This is a genomic window from Flavobacterium sp. (genome assembly GCF_044341265.1).
GTDB lineage: Bacteria > Bacteroidota > Bacteroidia > Flavobacteriales > Flavobacteriaceae > Flavobacterium.
In genome coordinates this window covers 1-15,453 of the sequence record NZ_JBIISA010000029.1, presented here as the reverse complement: position 1 = coordinate 15,453, position 15,453 = coordinate 1, and the positions used below count along the sequence as shown (strand labels likewise).

Annotated in this window: 13 protein-coding genes and 1 pseudogene; 10 read left to right on the top strand and 4 right to left on the bottom strand. The window is 35.7% G+C overall.

All coding sequences use genetic code 11. From position 1 onward, the window contains the following. The first annotated feature begins 18 nt into the window (after positions 1 to 18). The 10 genes from ACIQ06_RS12715 to ACIQ06_RS12670 all read left to right on the top strand — a co-directional run bounded on the left by ACIQ06_RS12715 (position 19) and on the right by ACIQ06_RS12670 (position 12,152). Entirely contained in the window at positions 19 to 1,167 is a 1,149-nt protein-coding gene (locus ACIQ06_RS12715; RefSeq protein ID WP_396146881.1) for a 3-hydroxyacyl-CoA dehydrogenase NAD-binding domain-containing protein, read from the top strand. Beyond that, a complete protein-coding gene (locus tag ACIQ06_RS12710) occupies positions 1,168 to 1,575 on the top strand; it encodes a PaaI family thioesterase (RefSeq protein ID WP_396146879.1) in 408 nt (135 codons plus the stop codon). A gap of 136 nt (positions 1,576 to 1,711) precedes the next feature. Further along, positions 1,712 to 2,167 carry a hypothetical protein gene (locus ACIQ06_RS12705; RefSeq protein ID WP_396146877.1) on the top strand — a complete coding sequence of 152 codons (456 nt, stop codon included), beginning with the start codon at positions 1,712 to 1,714 and terminating at the stop codon, positions 2,165 to 2,167. A gap of 50 nt (positions 2,168 to 2,217) precedes the next feature. After that, complete coding sequence (pcaF, locus tag ACIQ06_RS12700; RefSeq protein ID WP_396146875.1) at positions 2,218 to 3,426, top strand: 3-oxoadipyl-CoA thiolase; 1,209 nt, start codon at positions 2,218 to 2,220, stop codon at positions 3,424 to 3,426. 94 nt (positions 3,427 to 3,520) lie between these two features. After that, positions 3,521 to 6,016 (top strand): phenylacetic acid degradation bifunctional protein PaaZ, encoded by a 2,496-nt coding sequence (paaZ, locus tag ACIQ06_RS12695; protein ID WP_396146873.1) that lies wholly within the window; start codon positions 3,521 to 3,523, stop codon positions 6,014 to 6,016. Between the two features lie 185 nt (positions 6,017 to 6,201). Further along, entirely contained in the window at positions 6,202 to 6,954 is a 753-nt protein-coding gene (locus ACIQ06_RS12690; protein ID WP_396146870.1) for an enoyl-CoA hydratase/isomerase family protein, read from the top strand. A 69-nt stretch (positions 6,955 to 7,023) separates the two neighbouring features. Further along, a complete protein-coding gene (locus tag ACIQ06_RS12685) occupies positions 7,024 to 7,620 on the top strand; it encodes a transferase hexapeptide repeat family protein (RefSeq protein WP_396146868.1) in 597 nt (198 codons plus the stop codon). 67 nt (positions 7,621 to 7,687) lie between these two features. After that, on the top strand, positions 7,688 to 8,983 hold the full coding sequence (locus ACIQ06_RS12680; protein WP_396146866.1) for a dihydrolipoamide acetyltransferase family protein: 1,296 nt from the start codon (positions 7,688 to 7,690) through the stop codon (positions 8,981 to 8,983). Between the two features lie 4 nt (positions 8,984 to 8,987). After that, a complete protein-coding gene (locus ACIQ06_RS12675) occupies positions 8,988 to 10,055 on the top strand; it encodes a branched-chain amino acid aminotransferase (protein WP_396146864.1) in 1,068 nt (355 codons plus the stop codon). Between the two features lie 51 nt (positions 10,056 to 10,106). Next, positions 10,107 to 12,152: a thiamine pyrophosphate-dependent enzyme gene (locus tag ACIQ06_RS12670; RefSeq protein WP_396146862.1), complete on the top strand. Its 2,046-nt coding sequence runs from the start codon at positions 10,107 to 10,109 to the stop codon at positions 12,150 to 12,152. Positions 12,153 to 12,312: 160 nt separating this feature from the next. Here ACIQ06_RS12670 and ACIQ06_RS12665 read toward each other — a convergent pair whose 3' ends face one another. The 4 genes and pseudogenes from ACIQ06_RS12665 to ACIQ06_RS12650 form a co-directional block, all read right to left on the bottom strand. Further along, positions 12,313 to 12,840 carry a DUF4136 domain-containing protein gene (locus tag ACIQ06_RS12665; protein WP_396146860.1) on the bottom strand — a complete coding sequence of 176 codons (528 nt, stop codon included), beginning with the start codon at positions 12,838 to 12,840 and terminating at the stop codon, positions 12,313 to 12,315. A gap of 92 nt (positions 12,841 to 12,932) precedes the next feature. After that, positions 12,933 to 13,184 (bottom strand): annotated as a pseudogene (locus ACIQ06_RS12660) (urocanate hydratase); the annotation flags it as partial. Between the two features lie 15 nt (positions 13,185 to 13,199). Continuing rightward, the gene (locus ACIQ06_RS12655; RefSeq protein ID WP_396146858.1) at positions 13,200 to 15,140 is read right to left on the bottom strand and encodes a COR domain-containing protein; all 1,941 of its coding nucleotides are present in this window, start codon (positions 15,138 to 15,140) and stop codon (positions 13,200 to 13,202) included. Beyond that, a partial coding sequence (locus ACIQ06_RS12650) for a hypothetical protein (protein ID WP_396146857.1) occupies positions 15,107 to 15,453 on the bottom strand: 347 nt, incomplete at its 5' end. The genes ACIQ06_RS12650 and ACIQ06_RS12655, both read right to left, overlap by 34 nt.

Genomic DNA, 15,453 nt, shown 5'->3' with positions numbered 1-15,453 from the left:
GAACAATATATAGGTAGCATGAAAATCGCAATAATAGGTTCAGGAACAATGGGAAGTGGCATCGCGCAAGTTGCCGCAACAGCAGGTTGTGAAGTAAAAATTTACGACACCAATCTCGATGCGCTTGCCAAAAGCAAATCCAATCTCGAAAATACGCTATCGAAATTAGTCGAAAAAGCAAAAATAGACGAGCACGAAAAATCCCGAATCGAAAATAATATTTCCTACGCACACACATTAGGTGAATTATCGCATTCCGATTTAGTCATCGAAGCCATAATTGAAAATATGGAAATCAAGCGAAAATTATTTTCAGAATTAGAAAATTACGTCTCGCCCGAAACCATTTTAGCATCCAATACATCTTCATTATCAATAGCTTCCATTGCTGCCTCTTGCCAAAAACCAGAACGCGTCATTGGAATTCACTTTTTTAATCCAGCGCCATTAATGCAATTGGTTGAGGTAATTCCAGCGGTTCAAACCAGCGATGAAGTGCTTCAAAAATCAGTACAAATTATCTCCGATTGGAAAAAAGTAGTTGCAGTAGCCAAAGACACACCAGGATTTATAGTGAACCGTGTTGCAAGACCTTTTTACAGCGAAAGTTTACGAATTTACGATGAAGGAGTAGCAGATTTTGCAACAATAGATTGTGCTTTAAAAACCATAGGCGGATTCAAAATGGGACCATTCGAATTAATGGATATGATTGGCCACGATGTAAATTATGTCGTAACCGAAACCGTATTCACAGCCTTCTATTTCGACCCAAAATTCAAACCATCATTCACACAAAAAAGATTGTTGGAAGCAGGATTTCTCGGAAGAAAGTCGGGAAGAGGATTTTATGATTACAACAAAGAATTACCAAATCCAATAGAAGATTTAGCATTAGCAAAAAGCATTTTCGAAAGAGTAATCGTAATGCTAATAAACGAAGCTGCTGACACATTCTTTTTAAACATAGCATCAGCCAAACACATCGACAACGCCATGACCAAAGGAGTAAATTACCCAAAAGGATTACTAGCTTGGGCAGACGAACTAGGAATAAATTGGTGCGTAGAAAAATTAGACGAATTATATAACGAATATCACGAAGACAGATACCGTTGCAGTCCAATTTTAAGAAGAATGGCTAAAGAAAATAAAAACTTTTTCTAAATGGAAGGAACAAAAATACCATACAAAATGTTGTCTCAAGACGCCTACAGCCAATGGCTCGGCATCGAAATTCTCGAATGCGAAATCGGGCGTTGCAAAGTAGCCATGACAGTTCGTAAAGAAATGCTCAACAGTATGTTCAAAGCCCACGGCGGAATCACCTATTCGTTGGCCGACACCGCTTTCGGATTCGCAGCCAACACACACGGTAAATTTTCCGTTTCCATCGAAACCTCAATAAATCACATCGAAGCCGTAAACGAAGGCGATTATCTAACCGCCGAATCAGTAATAGAAAAAGTAAATAACAAACTAGGATTCAATATAATAGAAGTAAAAAGAGGCGACGTATTAGTAGCATTATTCAAAGGCGTAGTTTATCGCACCCAAAAAGATTGGGAAGAATAGAATAGTCAGGAGCGAATGGCTTGGGCATTTTTAGTAATGGTAATTCCTGCTTTGCGTTCCAAGTCCCGAAAAAATCGGGAGCTTTCCTCTCCAATCAGGGCTAAATAGTAAATGTATTGAATAGAAAGTAGAGTTTATGAAGAAATTAGTAGTAATAGGATTTTTAATTTTTTGGAGTAATAGTTTTAGTCAGAATTCTTCAGAGAGTTTAAAAAAAGATTTAGAAATACAAATTGAAATTGATAGTACTGTTTATGAAATTAAACAAGGAAATTCATATTATACTAAAGACGAAAAATCAGCTATACAAGCTAAATTGATTCCAATGTCTTTCGAAAAAATGAAACAGAATATGTTGAAAAAAACTTCCGACAATGTTGATGAAGGAAGTATAATTATCAATGGTGTTAATATATTGTTTGTTAAGAAAATTTCAGAAGATAAAGCAAACATGATCTTGATATATTGTAAAGAGAATGATGAAAACTCATCAATATCTTTTGTGAGTTTTTATCCATCTAAATCTGAAAATTATTACAAACAAATCATAGAGAAAGCATTCCTTTCCGCAAAAATTAAACAACAAATATAAGTTTAAAGTTGAGCAACTGTCAACTGAAAACTGTCAACTGAAAACTGAAAATGGAAGCATACATAATAGACGGAGTAAGAACTCCAATCGGAAGTTACCAAGGAACACTAGCATCGGTTCGTCCAGATGATTTAGGAGCTTTGGTCATTAAATCCGTAGTAGAAAATAATCCAAACATTCCAAAAGAAGCTTACGACGATGTAATCATAGGTTGCGCAAATCAAGCCGGAGAAGACAACCGTAATGTAGCTAGAATGTCACTTTTATTAGCAGGATTGCCATACACAGTTCCAGGTGAAACTGTAAACCGACTTTGTAGTTCAGGATTATCAGCCATAATCCACGCAAATCGCGCCATAAAAGCAGGTGACGGACACGTTTTTATAGCAGGCGGAATCGAAAACATGACCCGCGGACCATTAGTAGTTTCAAAGCCATCATCAGCTTATGGAACAGATTCTAAAATGTACGACACCAGTTTTGGATGGAGATTTATAAATCCAAAACTACACGCAATGTACGGCACAGACGCCATGGGTGAAACTGCCGAAAATTTGGTAGAAAAATACAATATCACTCGCGAAGATCAAGATGCATTCGCTTTAAATAGCCAACAAAAAGCAACAGCAGCACAAACTTCAGGAAGATTAGCCAAAGAAATTGTAACAGTTGAAATTCCACAACGAAAAGGCGATGCGATTCAATTCTCAAAAGACGAGTTCATCAAACCATCTACGTCAATGGAAGGTTTAGCGAAATTACGACCAGCCTTCAAAACAGACGGAAGTGTAACCGCAGGAAATGCGTCAGGATTAAATGATGGAGCTTGTGCAACAATCATTGCATCAGAAGAAGCAGTGAAAAAATACAATCTAAAACCATTGGCTCGAATAGTAAGTTCATCCGTAGTAGGAGTAGAACCAAGAATAATGGGAATTGGCCCAGTTGAAGCCACCAAAAAAGCATTAGAAAAAGCAAATTTAACATTAGATCAAATCGATATTATAGAATTAAACGAAGCCTTCGCAGCCCAAAGTATAGCATGCATTCGTGAATTAGGATTAAAAGACAACGATCCTAGAATTAACCCAAATGGTGGCGCAATAGCAATTGGGCATCCATTAGGAGTAACCGGAGCAAGAATTGCCTATTCCGCAGCTTTAGAATTACAACTAACAGGAAAACGATACGCATTAATCACAATGTGCATCGGCGTTGGTCAAGGCTACGCCGCAATTATCGAACGCGTAGCTGAATAGCCGTTGGCTTTAGCCAATGGAAAAAATGGAAAAAAAATGAAAAAAAGATTTTTATTTTAATAAAAAAGCTCCGTAGGAGCGACATATTGGTAATATGAACAAAACACAACATTACGTACAAGGAAAATGGACGTCAGCAACCGGAGAAGGTAAACCTTCTTTTGATGCAGTAACAGGAGAATTCATCGCAGAAACTTCTGTTGAAGGATTGGATATTCCTGCCATTTTACATTATGGAAGAACAAAAGGCGGTGAAAAACTCCGCAAAATGACCTTCCAAGAACGTGGCAATATGATTAAAAGTTTGGCGATGTATTTAACCAAACGCAAAGAAGCATTTTACGAAATCAGTTATAGAACCGGTGCCACTCGCGTCGATTCGTGGATTGACATCGAAGGCGGATTCGGAAACTTATATGCAAATGCGTCCTTACGAAAATTATTTCCAAATCAACCGTATCACGTAGAAGGCGACCCAATCGATTTGTCAAAAGGTGGCCGATTTATGGCGCATCATATTTTGGTTCCTAAAAAAGGAGTTGCCATTCACATCAACGCTTTCAATTTTCCAATTTGGGGAATGTTAGAAAAATGTGCGTGCAATTGGATGGCCGGAATGCCAGCGGTTGTATTACCAGCGCCAGTTACCGCTTATCTAACAGAAGCTGTTGTAAGAGAAATTATTGCATCAAATATTTTACCAGAAGGCGCATTGCAATTAATTTCAGGAACTGCTAGAAATATTTTTGATACGGTAGAAAGCCAAGACGTTATAACATTTACAGGTTCAGCAACAACAGGAAGATTATTAAAAGCACATCCAAGATTAATTCAAGAATCAGTTCCTTTTACAATGGAAGCCGACAGTTTGAACGCATCAATTTTAGGAGAAGACGCAGTTCCAGGAACTCCAGAATTCGATTTATTTATCAATCAAGCTCGAAGCGAAATCACCGTAAAAGCAGGACAAAAATGTACCGCAATTCGCCGTATGATTGTCCCAGAGAAATTGATGGATGACGTTCAATCTGCTCTTTCAAAATCATTGGATAAAGTTTCCATCGGTGACCCAAGATTAAAAGAAGTACGAATGGGAGCATTGGTAAGCAAAGACCAAGTCGATGTCCTAAAAGGAAGAGTACAAGAATTATCAAAATCTGCCAAAATAGTTTACGGCGATTTAGAAAAAACCAACATAATCGGAGCCGATGAAAAAGGCGCTTTCATTAGCCCAATTTTACTTCGCGAAGACAATCCGTTTACCAATTTAGCCGTTCACGAAACCGAAGCTTTTGGACCAGTTTCAACAATAATGCCATATAAAAACCTTGACGAAGCTATTGAATTAGCTCAAATGGGTAAAGGTTCATTAGTATCCTCTATCGTGACCAATTCTGATGAAATTGCCAAAGATTACGTAGTAAACGCAGCATCACACCACGGAAGAATTTTAGTTCTAAATCGTGAAAACGCCAAACAAAGTACAGGTCACGGTTCGCCATTGCCATTATTGGTTCACGGTGGTCCAGGTCGCGCTGGTGGTGGTGAAGAAATGGGTGGCGTTCGTGGAATTAAACATTATATGCAACGTTGCGCTATTCAAGGTTCGCCAACCACTTTAACCGAAATTACAGGCATTTATCAAGCGAACTCGGCGTATAAAGAAATCACACAACATCCATTCCAATACCATTGGGAAGATATCCAACCCGGAATGTCACTTCGAACTCACAACAGAACAGTTACCGATACTGACATCATCAATTTTGCCAATATCACGTGGGATCATTTTTACGCACACACCGATATTACATCGCTTGACGGAAGTATTTTCAAAAAAAGAACCGCTCACGGCTACTTCATTTTAGCAGCTGCAGCAGGTTTGTTCGTGTATCCAAATAAAGGTCCGGTTGCGGCAAATTACGGATTGGAAGAATGTCGTTTCTTGCGTCCAATTTACCACAACGATACGGTTTATGTACGTTTAACGTGTAAACAAAAAGTCGACAGAGATGTAGCGTCAGCCGAACATCCAAGCGGAATCGTAAAATGGTTTGTTGAAGTTTTTGACACCGAAAACGAATTGGTAGCAGTTGCTACTATTTTAACAATGGTGCAGAAAAAACAAGAAGTTTTCGTTGAAATGACTGATGAAAAAATAGCCGAATGTTTGAATAAACTAACCGAAAATTCAAAACCAAGTTGGGGAATTCTAACGCCACAACATTTGTTAGAACATTTGGAAGAAGGCTACCGAATTATGTCTGGTGAAATTCAAGATTTCGAAATTGCAACACCCGAAAAGATTTTGGATAAAGTGCATAATTCGTTATACAATTACGATAAATTCCCGATGGGAACTCAATTTCCAACGATGAAAAAAGACGAATTGGAAGATTTAATCCATCCCGATTTTGAAACAGCCAAAGCCAAATTTTTCGAAGCCAGAGAAAATTATAAAACCTTTTTCAAAGAAAATCCAGAAGCCATTTTAAAGAATATGGTCTTCGGAGAAATGAATAAATACGCTTCTTATCTATTAGAAAGAAAGCATTTAAATCATCACTTTGAACAATTTAATATTTTGTAAATAATAATAAATGATATTTATCCTGAATTTATTTCAGGAGCTAATCCTGCTATCCGCTATATCTTTTCCTTTTTAAAGGAAAAAGAAAAAGGATACCGCTACTATCAGGGCTAGGAATATAGAATAAAAAAGAAAATCAGCGTAAATCAGTTTAATCTGTGTCATCCGCGTCCAAAAAAATAATTATGTCAGAAGCATACGTAAAACAAAATATAGAAAACAACATCGCCACAATCGAGTTCTTCCATCCAGAACAAAACTCATTACCAAGCGATATATTAGCACAATTAGCCAACACAATAACTGAAGTTGGAAATAATAACGAAGTTAAGGTAATCATCCTAAAAAGTGGCGGCGAAAGAACATTCTGTGCAGGAGCGAGTTTTCAAGAACTAATTTCCATCAACGATGCCGCAACCGGAAAAGTATTTTTCTCAGGATTTGCCAACGTAATCAACGCCATGAGAAAATGTCCAAAATTCATCATCGGACGCATTCAAGGAAAAACTGTTGGTGGTGGAGTAGGAATAGCAGCATCAACCGATTATTGTATGGCAACAAAATTCGCAGCCATTAAATTATCAGAATTAAATGTCGGAATCGGACCATTTGTAGTGTCACCAGCAATCGAAAGAAAAATGGGAGTTTCAGCAATGTCGCAAATTGCCATTGACGCTAACACATTTTATGACGCTAATTGGGCAAAAGAAAAAGGATTGTTTGCTCAAGTATTTGAAAATATAGAAGAGATGGACGAAGCCGTTCAGAAATTCGCCGAACATTTATGTACCTACAATCCAGAAGCAATGCTCGAAATGAAAAAAGTTTTCTGGAGAGGAACAGAAGATTGGGACAATTTATTAGCTGAAAGAGCAGCAATAAGCGGAAGATTAGTATTGTCTGATTTTACAAAAGAAACGTTGAAGAAGTTTAAGTAATAGTATACAGTTTACAGTCACAGTATGCAGATTTGCTGAGACTGAAAACTGAGACTGAAAACTAAAAAAATGGTATACGAATTCAAAGGGTTCATCCCAGTAATACACGAAAGTAGTTTCATCCATCCGCAAGCAGCGGTTACGGGTAATGTGATTATTGGAAAAAATGTTTACGTTGGTCCAGGCGCAGCGATTCGTGGCGATTGGGGCGAAATCATTATTGAAGACGGTTGTAATGTTCAAGAAAATTGTACGATTCATATGTTTCCTGGAAAATCGATGGTGTTAAAAGCTGGAGCACACATCGGTCACGGAGCGATAATTCACGGAGCTAATATTGGTGCGAATTGCCTTGTCGGAATGAACGCTGTAATTATGGATGACGTAAATATTGGAGATGAATGTATCATTGGCGCATTAAGTTTCATAAAAGCCGGAATGCAAATCCCAAACCGAAAAATGGTAGTGGGAAATCCAGCCACAATTATAAAAGACGTTTCCGATGAAATGATTGATTGGAAAACCAAAGGAACAGCATTATATCAGCAATTGCCAAAAGAATGTTACGAAACCTTAAAAGCAGTTGAACCATTGCGAGAAATTCCAGCCAATCGTCCAACACAAGAAGCGTTTTATAAAACATTAGAAGAATTTAAAAATAAGTAGACAGTTTCAGTCTCAGTTTTCAGATACTATTGAAACTGCGACTGCGACTGCGACTGAAGACTAAAATATGATAACAGAATTCAAAATGCCCAAAATGGGTGAAAGTATATCCGAAGCAACAATAATCAGTTGGTTGAAAAACGTAGGTGATTTTGTGGAAGCCGAAGAAACTATTTTAGAAGTAGCTACCGATAAAGTCGATAGTGATGTTCCTGCGCCAGTTTCGGGAGTAATCACTGAAATTCGTTTTCAAAAAGATGACGTTGTTGAAGTTGGAACCGTTTTGGCTTTAATAGATTCAAGTCAGCAGATAGCAGATAGCAGTTTGCAGTCAGCAGAAAAAGTTCAGAATTCAGAAGTTGTTTCACCAAATAAAGTTGAAGTATCTCAACCGAAAACTGACAACCGAAAACTGACAACCAATCCGAATGCGTTTATTTCACCCTTAGTCATTTCAATTGCACAAAAAGAAAACCTTTCAATAGAAGAATTGCAAACCATTACAGGTTCAGGAACTGATGGGCGTTTACAAAAAAGTGATGTTTTTAGCTATTTAAAAAATAGAAAGTATCCTTTAAAAAGCATTCCTCAACCTACAACCCAAAACCTACAACCTACAACCTTTCCAAAACCAAAAATCAATTTTGTAGAAGGAAAAGATCGCATTGTAGAAATGGACAGAATGCGCAAGATGATTGCTGATCATATGGTGTATTCTAAGCAAACTTCGCCGCACGTTACTTCTTACATTGAAGTTGATGTTACGAATTTGGTAAATTGGAGAAACGAAAACAAAGATAAATTTCAAGAAAAACACAACGAGAAATTAACGTTTACACCAGTTTTTGTTCAATCTGTAGCAAAAGCTATTGTGGATTTTCCAATGATTAATGTTTCTGTGGATGAGAAAAACATCATAGTTCATAACGACATTAATATCGGAATGGCTACCGCATTACCTTCAGGAAATTTAATTGTTCCTGTAGTGAAAAATGCCAACGAAAAAGAGTTAGTCGCTTTAGCAAAAGATGTAAATAATTTGGCGGAAGCTTCACGAAATAACAAATTAAAACCCGAACAAATTCAGGGAAGCACGTTTACAATTTCAAACGTAGGAACTTTTGGAAGTTTAATGGGAACACCAATTATCAACCAACCCGAGGTTGCGATTTTAGCATTAGGAATCATCAAAAAACGTCCCGAAGTTATCACAACTGAAAAAGGTGACGAAATTGCCATCCGAAGTATGATGTATCTTTCTTTATCGTTCGACCATAGAGTAGTGGACGGATTTTTAGGGGGTTCATTCTTAAGAAAAGTAGGCGATTATTTAGAACAATTTGACGCAAGCACAACAATATAACATTATGGAAACAGTAATGACACAAGCAATTAAAATAACTAAAGTTTCACAATCAAGAGTTTCAGAGGTAAATCTTGAAAACATCACAATGGGAACCAATTTCACCGATCACATGTTCATTTGTGATTATGAAAATGGCGAATGGAGCAATCCAAGAATTGAACCATTGGCATTGATTCCAACGCATCCAGCAGCGATGGCTTTACATTACGGACAAGCTATTTTTGAAGGAATGAAAGCAACTTTAGGAAAAGATGGAACGCCATTATTATTTCGCCCTGATGAAAACGCAAAACGAATGAACTTTAGTGCTGATAGAATGGGAATGCCTTCATTTCCTGAAGATTTATTTGTAGAAGCATTAAAACAATTCACTGCTTTAGAAAAAAATTGGATTCCAACATCCACAGGAAGTGCTTTGTATTTGCGTCCTTTTATGTATGCTGATGAAGCGTTTATCGGAATGCGTGCAGCAACAAGTTTCAAATTCATCGTAATGGCATCGCCAGCCGGACCATTTTTTAGTAGAAAAATCAAATTATACGCTGAGAAAAAATACGTTCGCGCCGTAAACGGAGGAACTGGAGAAGCCAAAGCAGCCGGAAATTACGCAGCTGCCATTCGTCCAACGGAATACGCCAAAGCTAAAGGTTTTGACCAAGTTTTATGGCTAGACGCTCAAGATTTTGAATACATTCAAGAAGTGGGAACGATGAATATCTTCTTCAAAATCGATGGAAAATTCATCACACCAAGTTTAACGGGTTCTATTTTATCAGGAATTACCCGAATGAGCGTAATCGATTTATTAAGAAGTAAAGGTTTTGAAGTAACCGAAAGACCAATCACAATTTCAGAAATCATAGAAGCGTATCAAAACGGAACTTTAGAAGAAGCATTCGGAACAGGAACAGCAGTTGGAATTGCAATGGTAGAAGAAATTGGAAACAACGATTTATCAATTAAATTTCCAGACGAAAATCCAGTTTCTGTTATGGTAAATGACACTTTGAATGCAATTAAAGTTCAAGATATCAAAGATGAATTTGGTTGGATTGTAGAAGCAAAATAAGGATTCAAACCTGACAGGTTTCGAAAACCTGTCAGGTTTAATATTATAATTATGTTAGATAAAAAAATACTAGAAAAAGCATTTTCAACGATGGCAACTGCCAAAGCAATGGCAACCTTGTATGAAGATAATTTCAAAATAGTTTCCAAATACGTGCACGCAACTTCACGCGGACACGAAGCGATTCAAATTGCGATGGCGATGCAACTTTTGCCGCAAGATTATGCGTTTCCCTATTATCGTGATGATGCTATGATGCTCGGAATCGGAATGCAGCCTTATGATTTGATGTTGCAATTGATGGCGAAAAAAGACGATCCGTTTTCGGGTGGACGAACTTATTATTGTCATCCGAGTTTGAAAGACGCTGATAAACCTAAAATTCCGCACCAATCCTCGGCTACAGGTATGCAAGCCATTCCAGCAACTGGAGCTGCGATGGGATTTTGGTACAAGGAAAATATTGGAATTCAAGATACTAATCAAGAGAATCCGTTAGTGGTTTGTTCGCTTGGTGACGCATCAGTTACCGAAGGAGAAATTGCCGAAGCATTACAAATGGCAGCTTTAAAACAGCTTCCGATTTTGTATCTAGTGCAAGATAACGGTTGGGATATTTCTGCAAATGCTGCTGAAACTCGTGCGCAAAACGCGTTCGAATATGCCAAAGGTTTTCACGGAATTGAAGCCATTTCTATTGATGGAGCGAATTTTACAGAAAGTTATTTAGCGGTTCAAAAAGTAGTGAAAACCATTCGTGAAGAACGTCGTCCATTTTTAGTTCATGCCAAAGTTCCGTTGTTGAATCATCATACTTCAGGTGTTCGAATGGAATGGTATCGTGACGATTTGGAAGAAGCTCAATCTCGAGATCCTTATCCGGTTTTGATAAAACAAATGTTGAAAGCTGGAATTACACAACAAGAAATAGACCATCAATTGGCTGTGGCTTTAGCCACTGTCCAAAAAGATTTTGATAAAGCACAACTAGCAGAAGATCCAACTCCAGAAGATTTATTTACACACGATTTTGCACCAACACCAATTACAGAAGAAGTTGGAGAGAGAAATCCAGAGCGTGAAGATAAAGTCGTGATGGTAGATTGTGCGCTTTTTGCTGTGGAAGAATTAATGAAAAAACACCAAGAATGTCTGTTGTACGGACAAGATGTCGGCGGAAGATTAGGTGGCGTTTTCAGAGAAGCAGCAACATTAGCGCAAAAATTTGGAGACGATCGGGTTTTCAATACGCCAATTCAAGAAGCATTTATCGTTGGTTCAACAGTTGGAATGTCGGCAGTTGGTTTGAAACCGATTGTTGAGGTTCAGTTTGCTGATTACATTTGGCCAGGATTGAACCAATTGTTTACCGAAGTCAGTCGTTCGTGTTATTTGTCTAACGGAAAGTGGCCTGTGAGTATGATTTTGCGTGTTCCAATTGGTGCTTACGGAAGTGGTGGACCTTATCATTCATCGTCTGTTGAAAGCGTTTTAACAAATATTCGCGGAATAAAAATCGCTTATCCAAGTAATGGTGCCGATTTAAAAGGACTTTTGAAAGCTGCTTATTACGACCCAAATCCTGTAGTGATTTTGGAGCATAAAGGTTTGTATTGGAGCAAAGTAAAAGGAACTGATGCTGCAAGAGTCAACGAACCAAGCGAAGATTACATTTTGCCTTTCGGTAAAGCCAATATTGTTCAAGAAATTTGGGAACAAGAAACCGACGAAACAATTACGGTAATTACTTATGGAATGGGAGTTCATTGGGCATTGAATGCTTCTGTAACGATAAAGAACCAAGTAGAAATTATTGATTTACGGACTCTTTATCCGCTTGATGAAGAAACTATCTTTAAATCGGTTAAAAAAGCTAAAAAATGCCTTGTCGTTACCGAAGAACCAACCAATAATTCCTTCGCAAGAAGTTTAGCTGGATTGATTCAAGAAAAATGTTTCAAATACCTTGATGCACCAGTAATGGTTATAGGTTCAGAAAATATGCCTGCCATTCCATTGAATAGTACTTTGGAGTTTACGATGATTCCGAATGTGGATAAAGTGAAAGCTAAAATGGAAGAACTTTTGAACTATTAGTTCTTTTGAAATTCTGCCTCTATTCAATACAAAAACTATCTAGCCCTGATTGCAGTGGCACGAAGTATAACGGAAAGCAGGAAAATGGTAACCAAAAATATATAAACCATTCGCTCCTAATAATCATAAAAAAAACCTCCAATTAGGAGGTTTTCTTGTTTTATTTTTTTACACCTGGAGGATATTGCGCCAAAATTTTATCTACAAATTCTTTGATTCTTGCATCTTTCTTTTCGGTGTCTTTGGTTAGGTAGCCGTTTCCTTCGCCTTGCCAAACTAATTCTTTGGTTTTAGCATCGATTAGGTCAATGAATAAAGTACCTTCAGGAGTTCTTGAAACATTAGTGTAGTTCATTCCCATTCCCCACCAAGGATTCCAACCCCAACCAAATCCGTTGTTGTTGTAAATGTCAATACGCTCCGTTTCTTTGGTGAAAATACTAATTAGCAAATCGGGAGTTTCGCTTTTGGTAAAACCTTTCGCTGCTAATGCTTCATCAATGGAACGTAAAATTCTTTTTTTATCCAAATCGGAAATTTCTACTTTGTCTATGGCATTTTTGGAATACGCATAGGTTTTATAGTTTTCGAAATTGGCTTTTTTGTCGTAATCAGAATTTACTCTAACCGAACTGCACGAAGCAAGAACGAAGAGTAGGAGTAATGGTAAAAATTTTGTTGTTTTCATATTTCAATTTTTTGTTTAATAAGTTCAATTTTGTTTAAAATAGTTTAAACTCGTAATTGTTTTTTAGAATTAAACTCTTAAACAATTTTAAACTAAAATAAACTTTCGTCCACTATATTAGGGATGGTAACTTTCAATAAAGGTTGCGTCTCCATGGCTCTTTTTATTGCAAAAATGGCGCCTTCGTTTCTTGCCCAACTTCTTCTTGAAATTCCGTTGTTTACATCCCAGAAAAGCATTGATTCTAAACGTTTTGATGCTTCTTTAGTTCCATCAAGAACCATACCAAAACCACCATTAATTACTTCACCCCAACCAACACCATTGTAAATGGAAATCCAAGTTGTTCAAGAGAATAATTAACTTCCTAAATTAATGTTATCCATTAGTGATTTTGCAAAAGGCTTCAATCCTTCAATAATCTTTGTGCCTTTATCAATTATTTCATAAGGTAGAATAGTTATGTTTTTCCAATCATTTAATTTTTTACCATTATCATATACTTTTTGTAAAATAGTGTTTGATTTTTCAGGTTCTGATTCAAGGTCATTGATATTCAGTTTAGAAAGTTCGTTTAATAATTCAATAAAAATATCATTTATATTTTCTTGGATGTTATTGTTTTCTTTAATTTTATCTATTTCTTGTATAATCGATTGAATTTCCTCTTTTTTATCAATAATCTGATTAAATGTATTTTTATTAAAAATCATTTTACCATAATCACCAGCTTGAAGATTTTCAACTTTGTCAATATTAAAAGTATATGCATTTCCAGACATTTTTTTCTCCTTTTTTCTTAGTTCTTCGTTCTCTTTTTTTAATGCTTCTAATTCTACATTATTATTTATTAATCCTAAAGTTTCTTTTACATTTATTTTTAAAACCTTTCCTTGAAATGATTTAATAACTTCATTAACATTGTTTTGATAAAATGTTATTAACTCATTGTATTCTAATTCTATTCTATACTCCTTATTTATAACATTTTCAGCATATTTATAGTTTGTGTTTTTAAGATAGTCTAAAATTTTATTTCTTATTTCTTTAAAAAAACCACGAATATCATTCCCAAACATATAAATTTTTATCCTTCTTTCTTTTTCTATAGATTGAACAAGAGCTGAAACAGACGTCTGTAATTCAGCATCTTTGTCCTCCAATAGCACGCCTGTTTTCCAATATATTCCATTCTTGACTCTACTAAAAAAATGCACAATTAACTTACTAATAAGAATTTCAGGAAAATAAGTGTCAAATTCAAATATAAATTCTAAGGATGAACTTTTAGTCTGTTCATTTATATAAAAATCATTTGGAATATCTGTTTTAAATTGAGTTGGGATAAAATAGTTTTTATTTTCATCAATATATGCCAATTCAAAATCTTGCATTAATTGTCTAAGGAAATTTATATCTGAATCTTTGTATGTAAAGTGAGAATTACAGTTTTCTTTGACGATACTTACAATGTCAGATTCATTTAGGACTCCAAATTTTTCATTAGCAAAATTTGACATCATTATTTTGTATACACCATCACTTAACCATTCAGGACTTAATATTAGTCTGTCGTAATTTTGAAAATATCGAACTGTTCCCATTGTTTGCAAAACCTTGAGTAAAATTTCCGAATTTCCTTTTATATTATGCTCTTGAATTAATTTTTGTTCAAAAGTTTCAAATGCTAAAGAGTGACTTTTATTAAAAAAATTATCTTCTAAATCAGATTTTAATTTATGATAATTTATTGGATGAAGCACATGAATGTTTTTTAGTAAAATTAATTGCTCTTTAATTTTTTCTAATAAGTAATTTATATTAGAAACTTCACGTTCATCTCTATTATGAGCATTAAGTAATGAAATGTAATGAAAACTATGAATAAACGGATACTCTGCCTTTAGGTTATTTTCCTCAATATATTTATTGGCATTTTCTTCCATTTGATTCGCAACAATAATAGTTTTGGAATTAGCTCCATAATTTTTAATCCAATCAAGCCATTTATGCGGTTTTTCTAAATTTCTTGCGTTTAATATTATTACATAAACGCATTCTGATGTCAAGAAAAACTGATGAACTTGTTGTTGTATCCATTGTCCTCCAAAATCCCAAATATTAAATCTATATTCATTACCATTTATATTTGGTTTCCAGTGGTCGATTTTAATACCTGTAGTAGCACTTTTCCCTTTTTCAAAAGGTAAGTCCATAATGTAATTTGAAAAATTAGTTTTACCAGCTCCACCTTCACCTAATAACATTAATTTTGCCTCTCTGAAAGGAGCGGCGCCCATTTTATATTATCTAAGTAATCCAAAAGAGACTTTCTTCGCACATCTAAATCTTCAAGAATTAAACGTGCTTCTAAATCATCTCCTAACGGATTGCTGTTTAGAAGTATAGTGTTATCGTCAATTGAGTTTTGGTAGAAAGAGATGTTATGTGTGTTAATAAATTGTTGAAGTAAAATTCTAACATCAGATAAAATATTGTTGTTAAGAGATATAGTATTTATTTTATTTGATAAATTTAAGATATCAATTTTAGAAATTCGATTATTATCTAAATGTAATTGTTGTAATTCAGAAAGATTTTCTAAATTCTCAA

What these genes read in the sequence shown, in the direction of transcription:
- ACIQ06_RS12670 (WP_396146862.1), top strand. Translation starts at nt 10,107, where the DNA reads ATGTTAGATAAAAAAATACTAGAAAAAGCATTTTCAACGATGGCAACT.
- ACIQ06_RS12680 (WP_396146866.1), top strand. Translation starts at nt 7,688, where the DNA reads ATGATAACAGAATTCAAAATGCCCAAAATGGGTGAAAGTATATCCGAA.
- ACIQ06_RS12665 (WP_396146860.1), bottom strand. Translation starts at nt 12,840, where the DNA reads ATGAAAACAACAAAATTTTTACCATTACTCCTACTCTTCGTTCTTGCT.
- ACIQ06_RS12675 (WP_396146864.1), top strand. Translation starts at nt 8,988, where the DNA reads ATGGAAACAGTAATGACACAAGCAATTAAAATAACTAAAGTTTCACAA.
- ACIQ06_RS12710 (WP_396146879.1), top strand. Translation starts at nt 1,168, where the DNA reads ATGGAAGGAACAAAAATACCATACAAAATGTTGTCTCAAGACGCCTAC.
- ACIQ06_RS12655 (WP_396146858.1), bottom strand. Translation starts at nt 15,140, where the DNA reads ATGGGCGCCGCTCCTTTCAGAGAGGCAAAATTAATGTTATTAGGTGAA.
- pcaF (WP_396146875.1), top strand. Translation starts at nt 2,218, where the DNA reads ATGGAAGCATACATAATAGACGGAGTAAGAACTCCAATCGGAAGTTAC.
- ACIQ06_RS12685 (WP_396146868.1), top strand. Translation starts at nt 7,024, where the DNA reads ATGGTATACGAATTCAAAGGGTTCATCCCAGTAATACACGAAAGTAGT.
- ACIQ06_RS12690 (WP_396146870.1), top strand. Translation starts at nt 6,202, where the DNA reads ATGTCAGAAGCATACGTAAAACAAAATATAGAAAACAACATCGCCACA.
- ACIQ06_RS12715 (WP_396146881.1), top strand. Translation starts at nt 19, where the DNA reads ATGAAAATCGCAATAATAGGTTCAGGAACAATGGGAAGTGGCATCGCG.
- ACIQ06_RS12705 (WP_396146877.1), top strand. Translation starts at nt 1,712, where the DNA reads ATGAAGAAATTAGTAGTAATAGGATTTTTAATTTTTTGGAGTAATAGT.
- paaZ (WP_396146873.1), top strand. Translation starts at nt 3,521, where the DNA reads ATGAACAAAACACAACATTACGTACAAGGAAAATGGACGTCAGCAACC.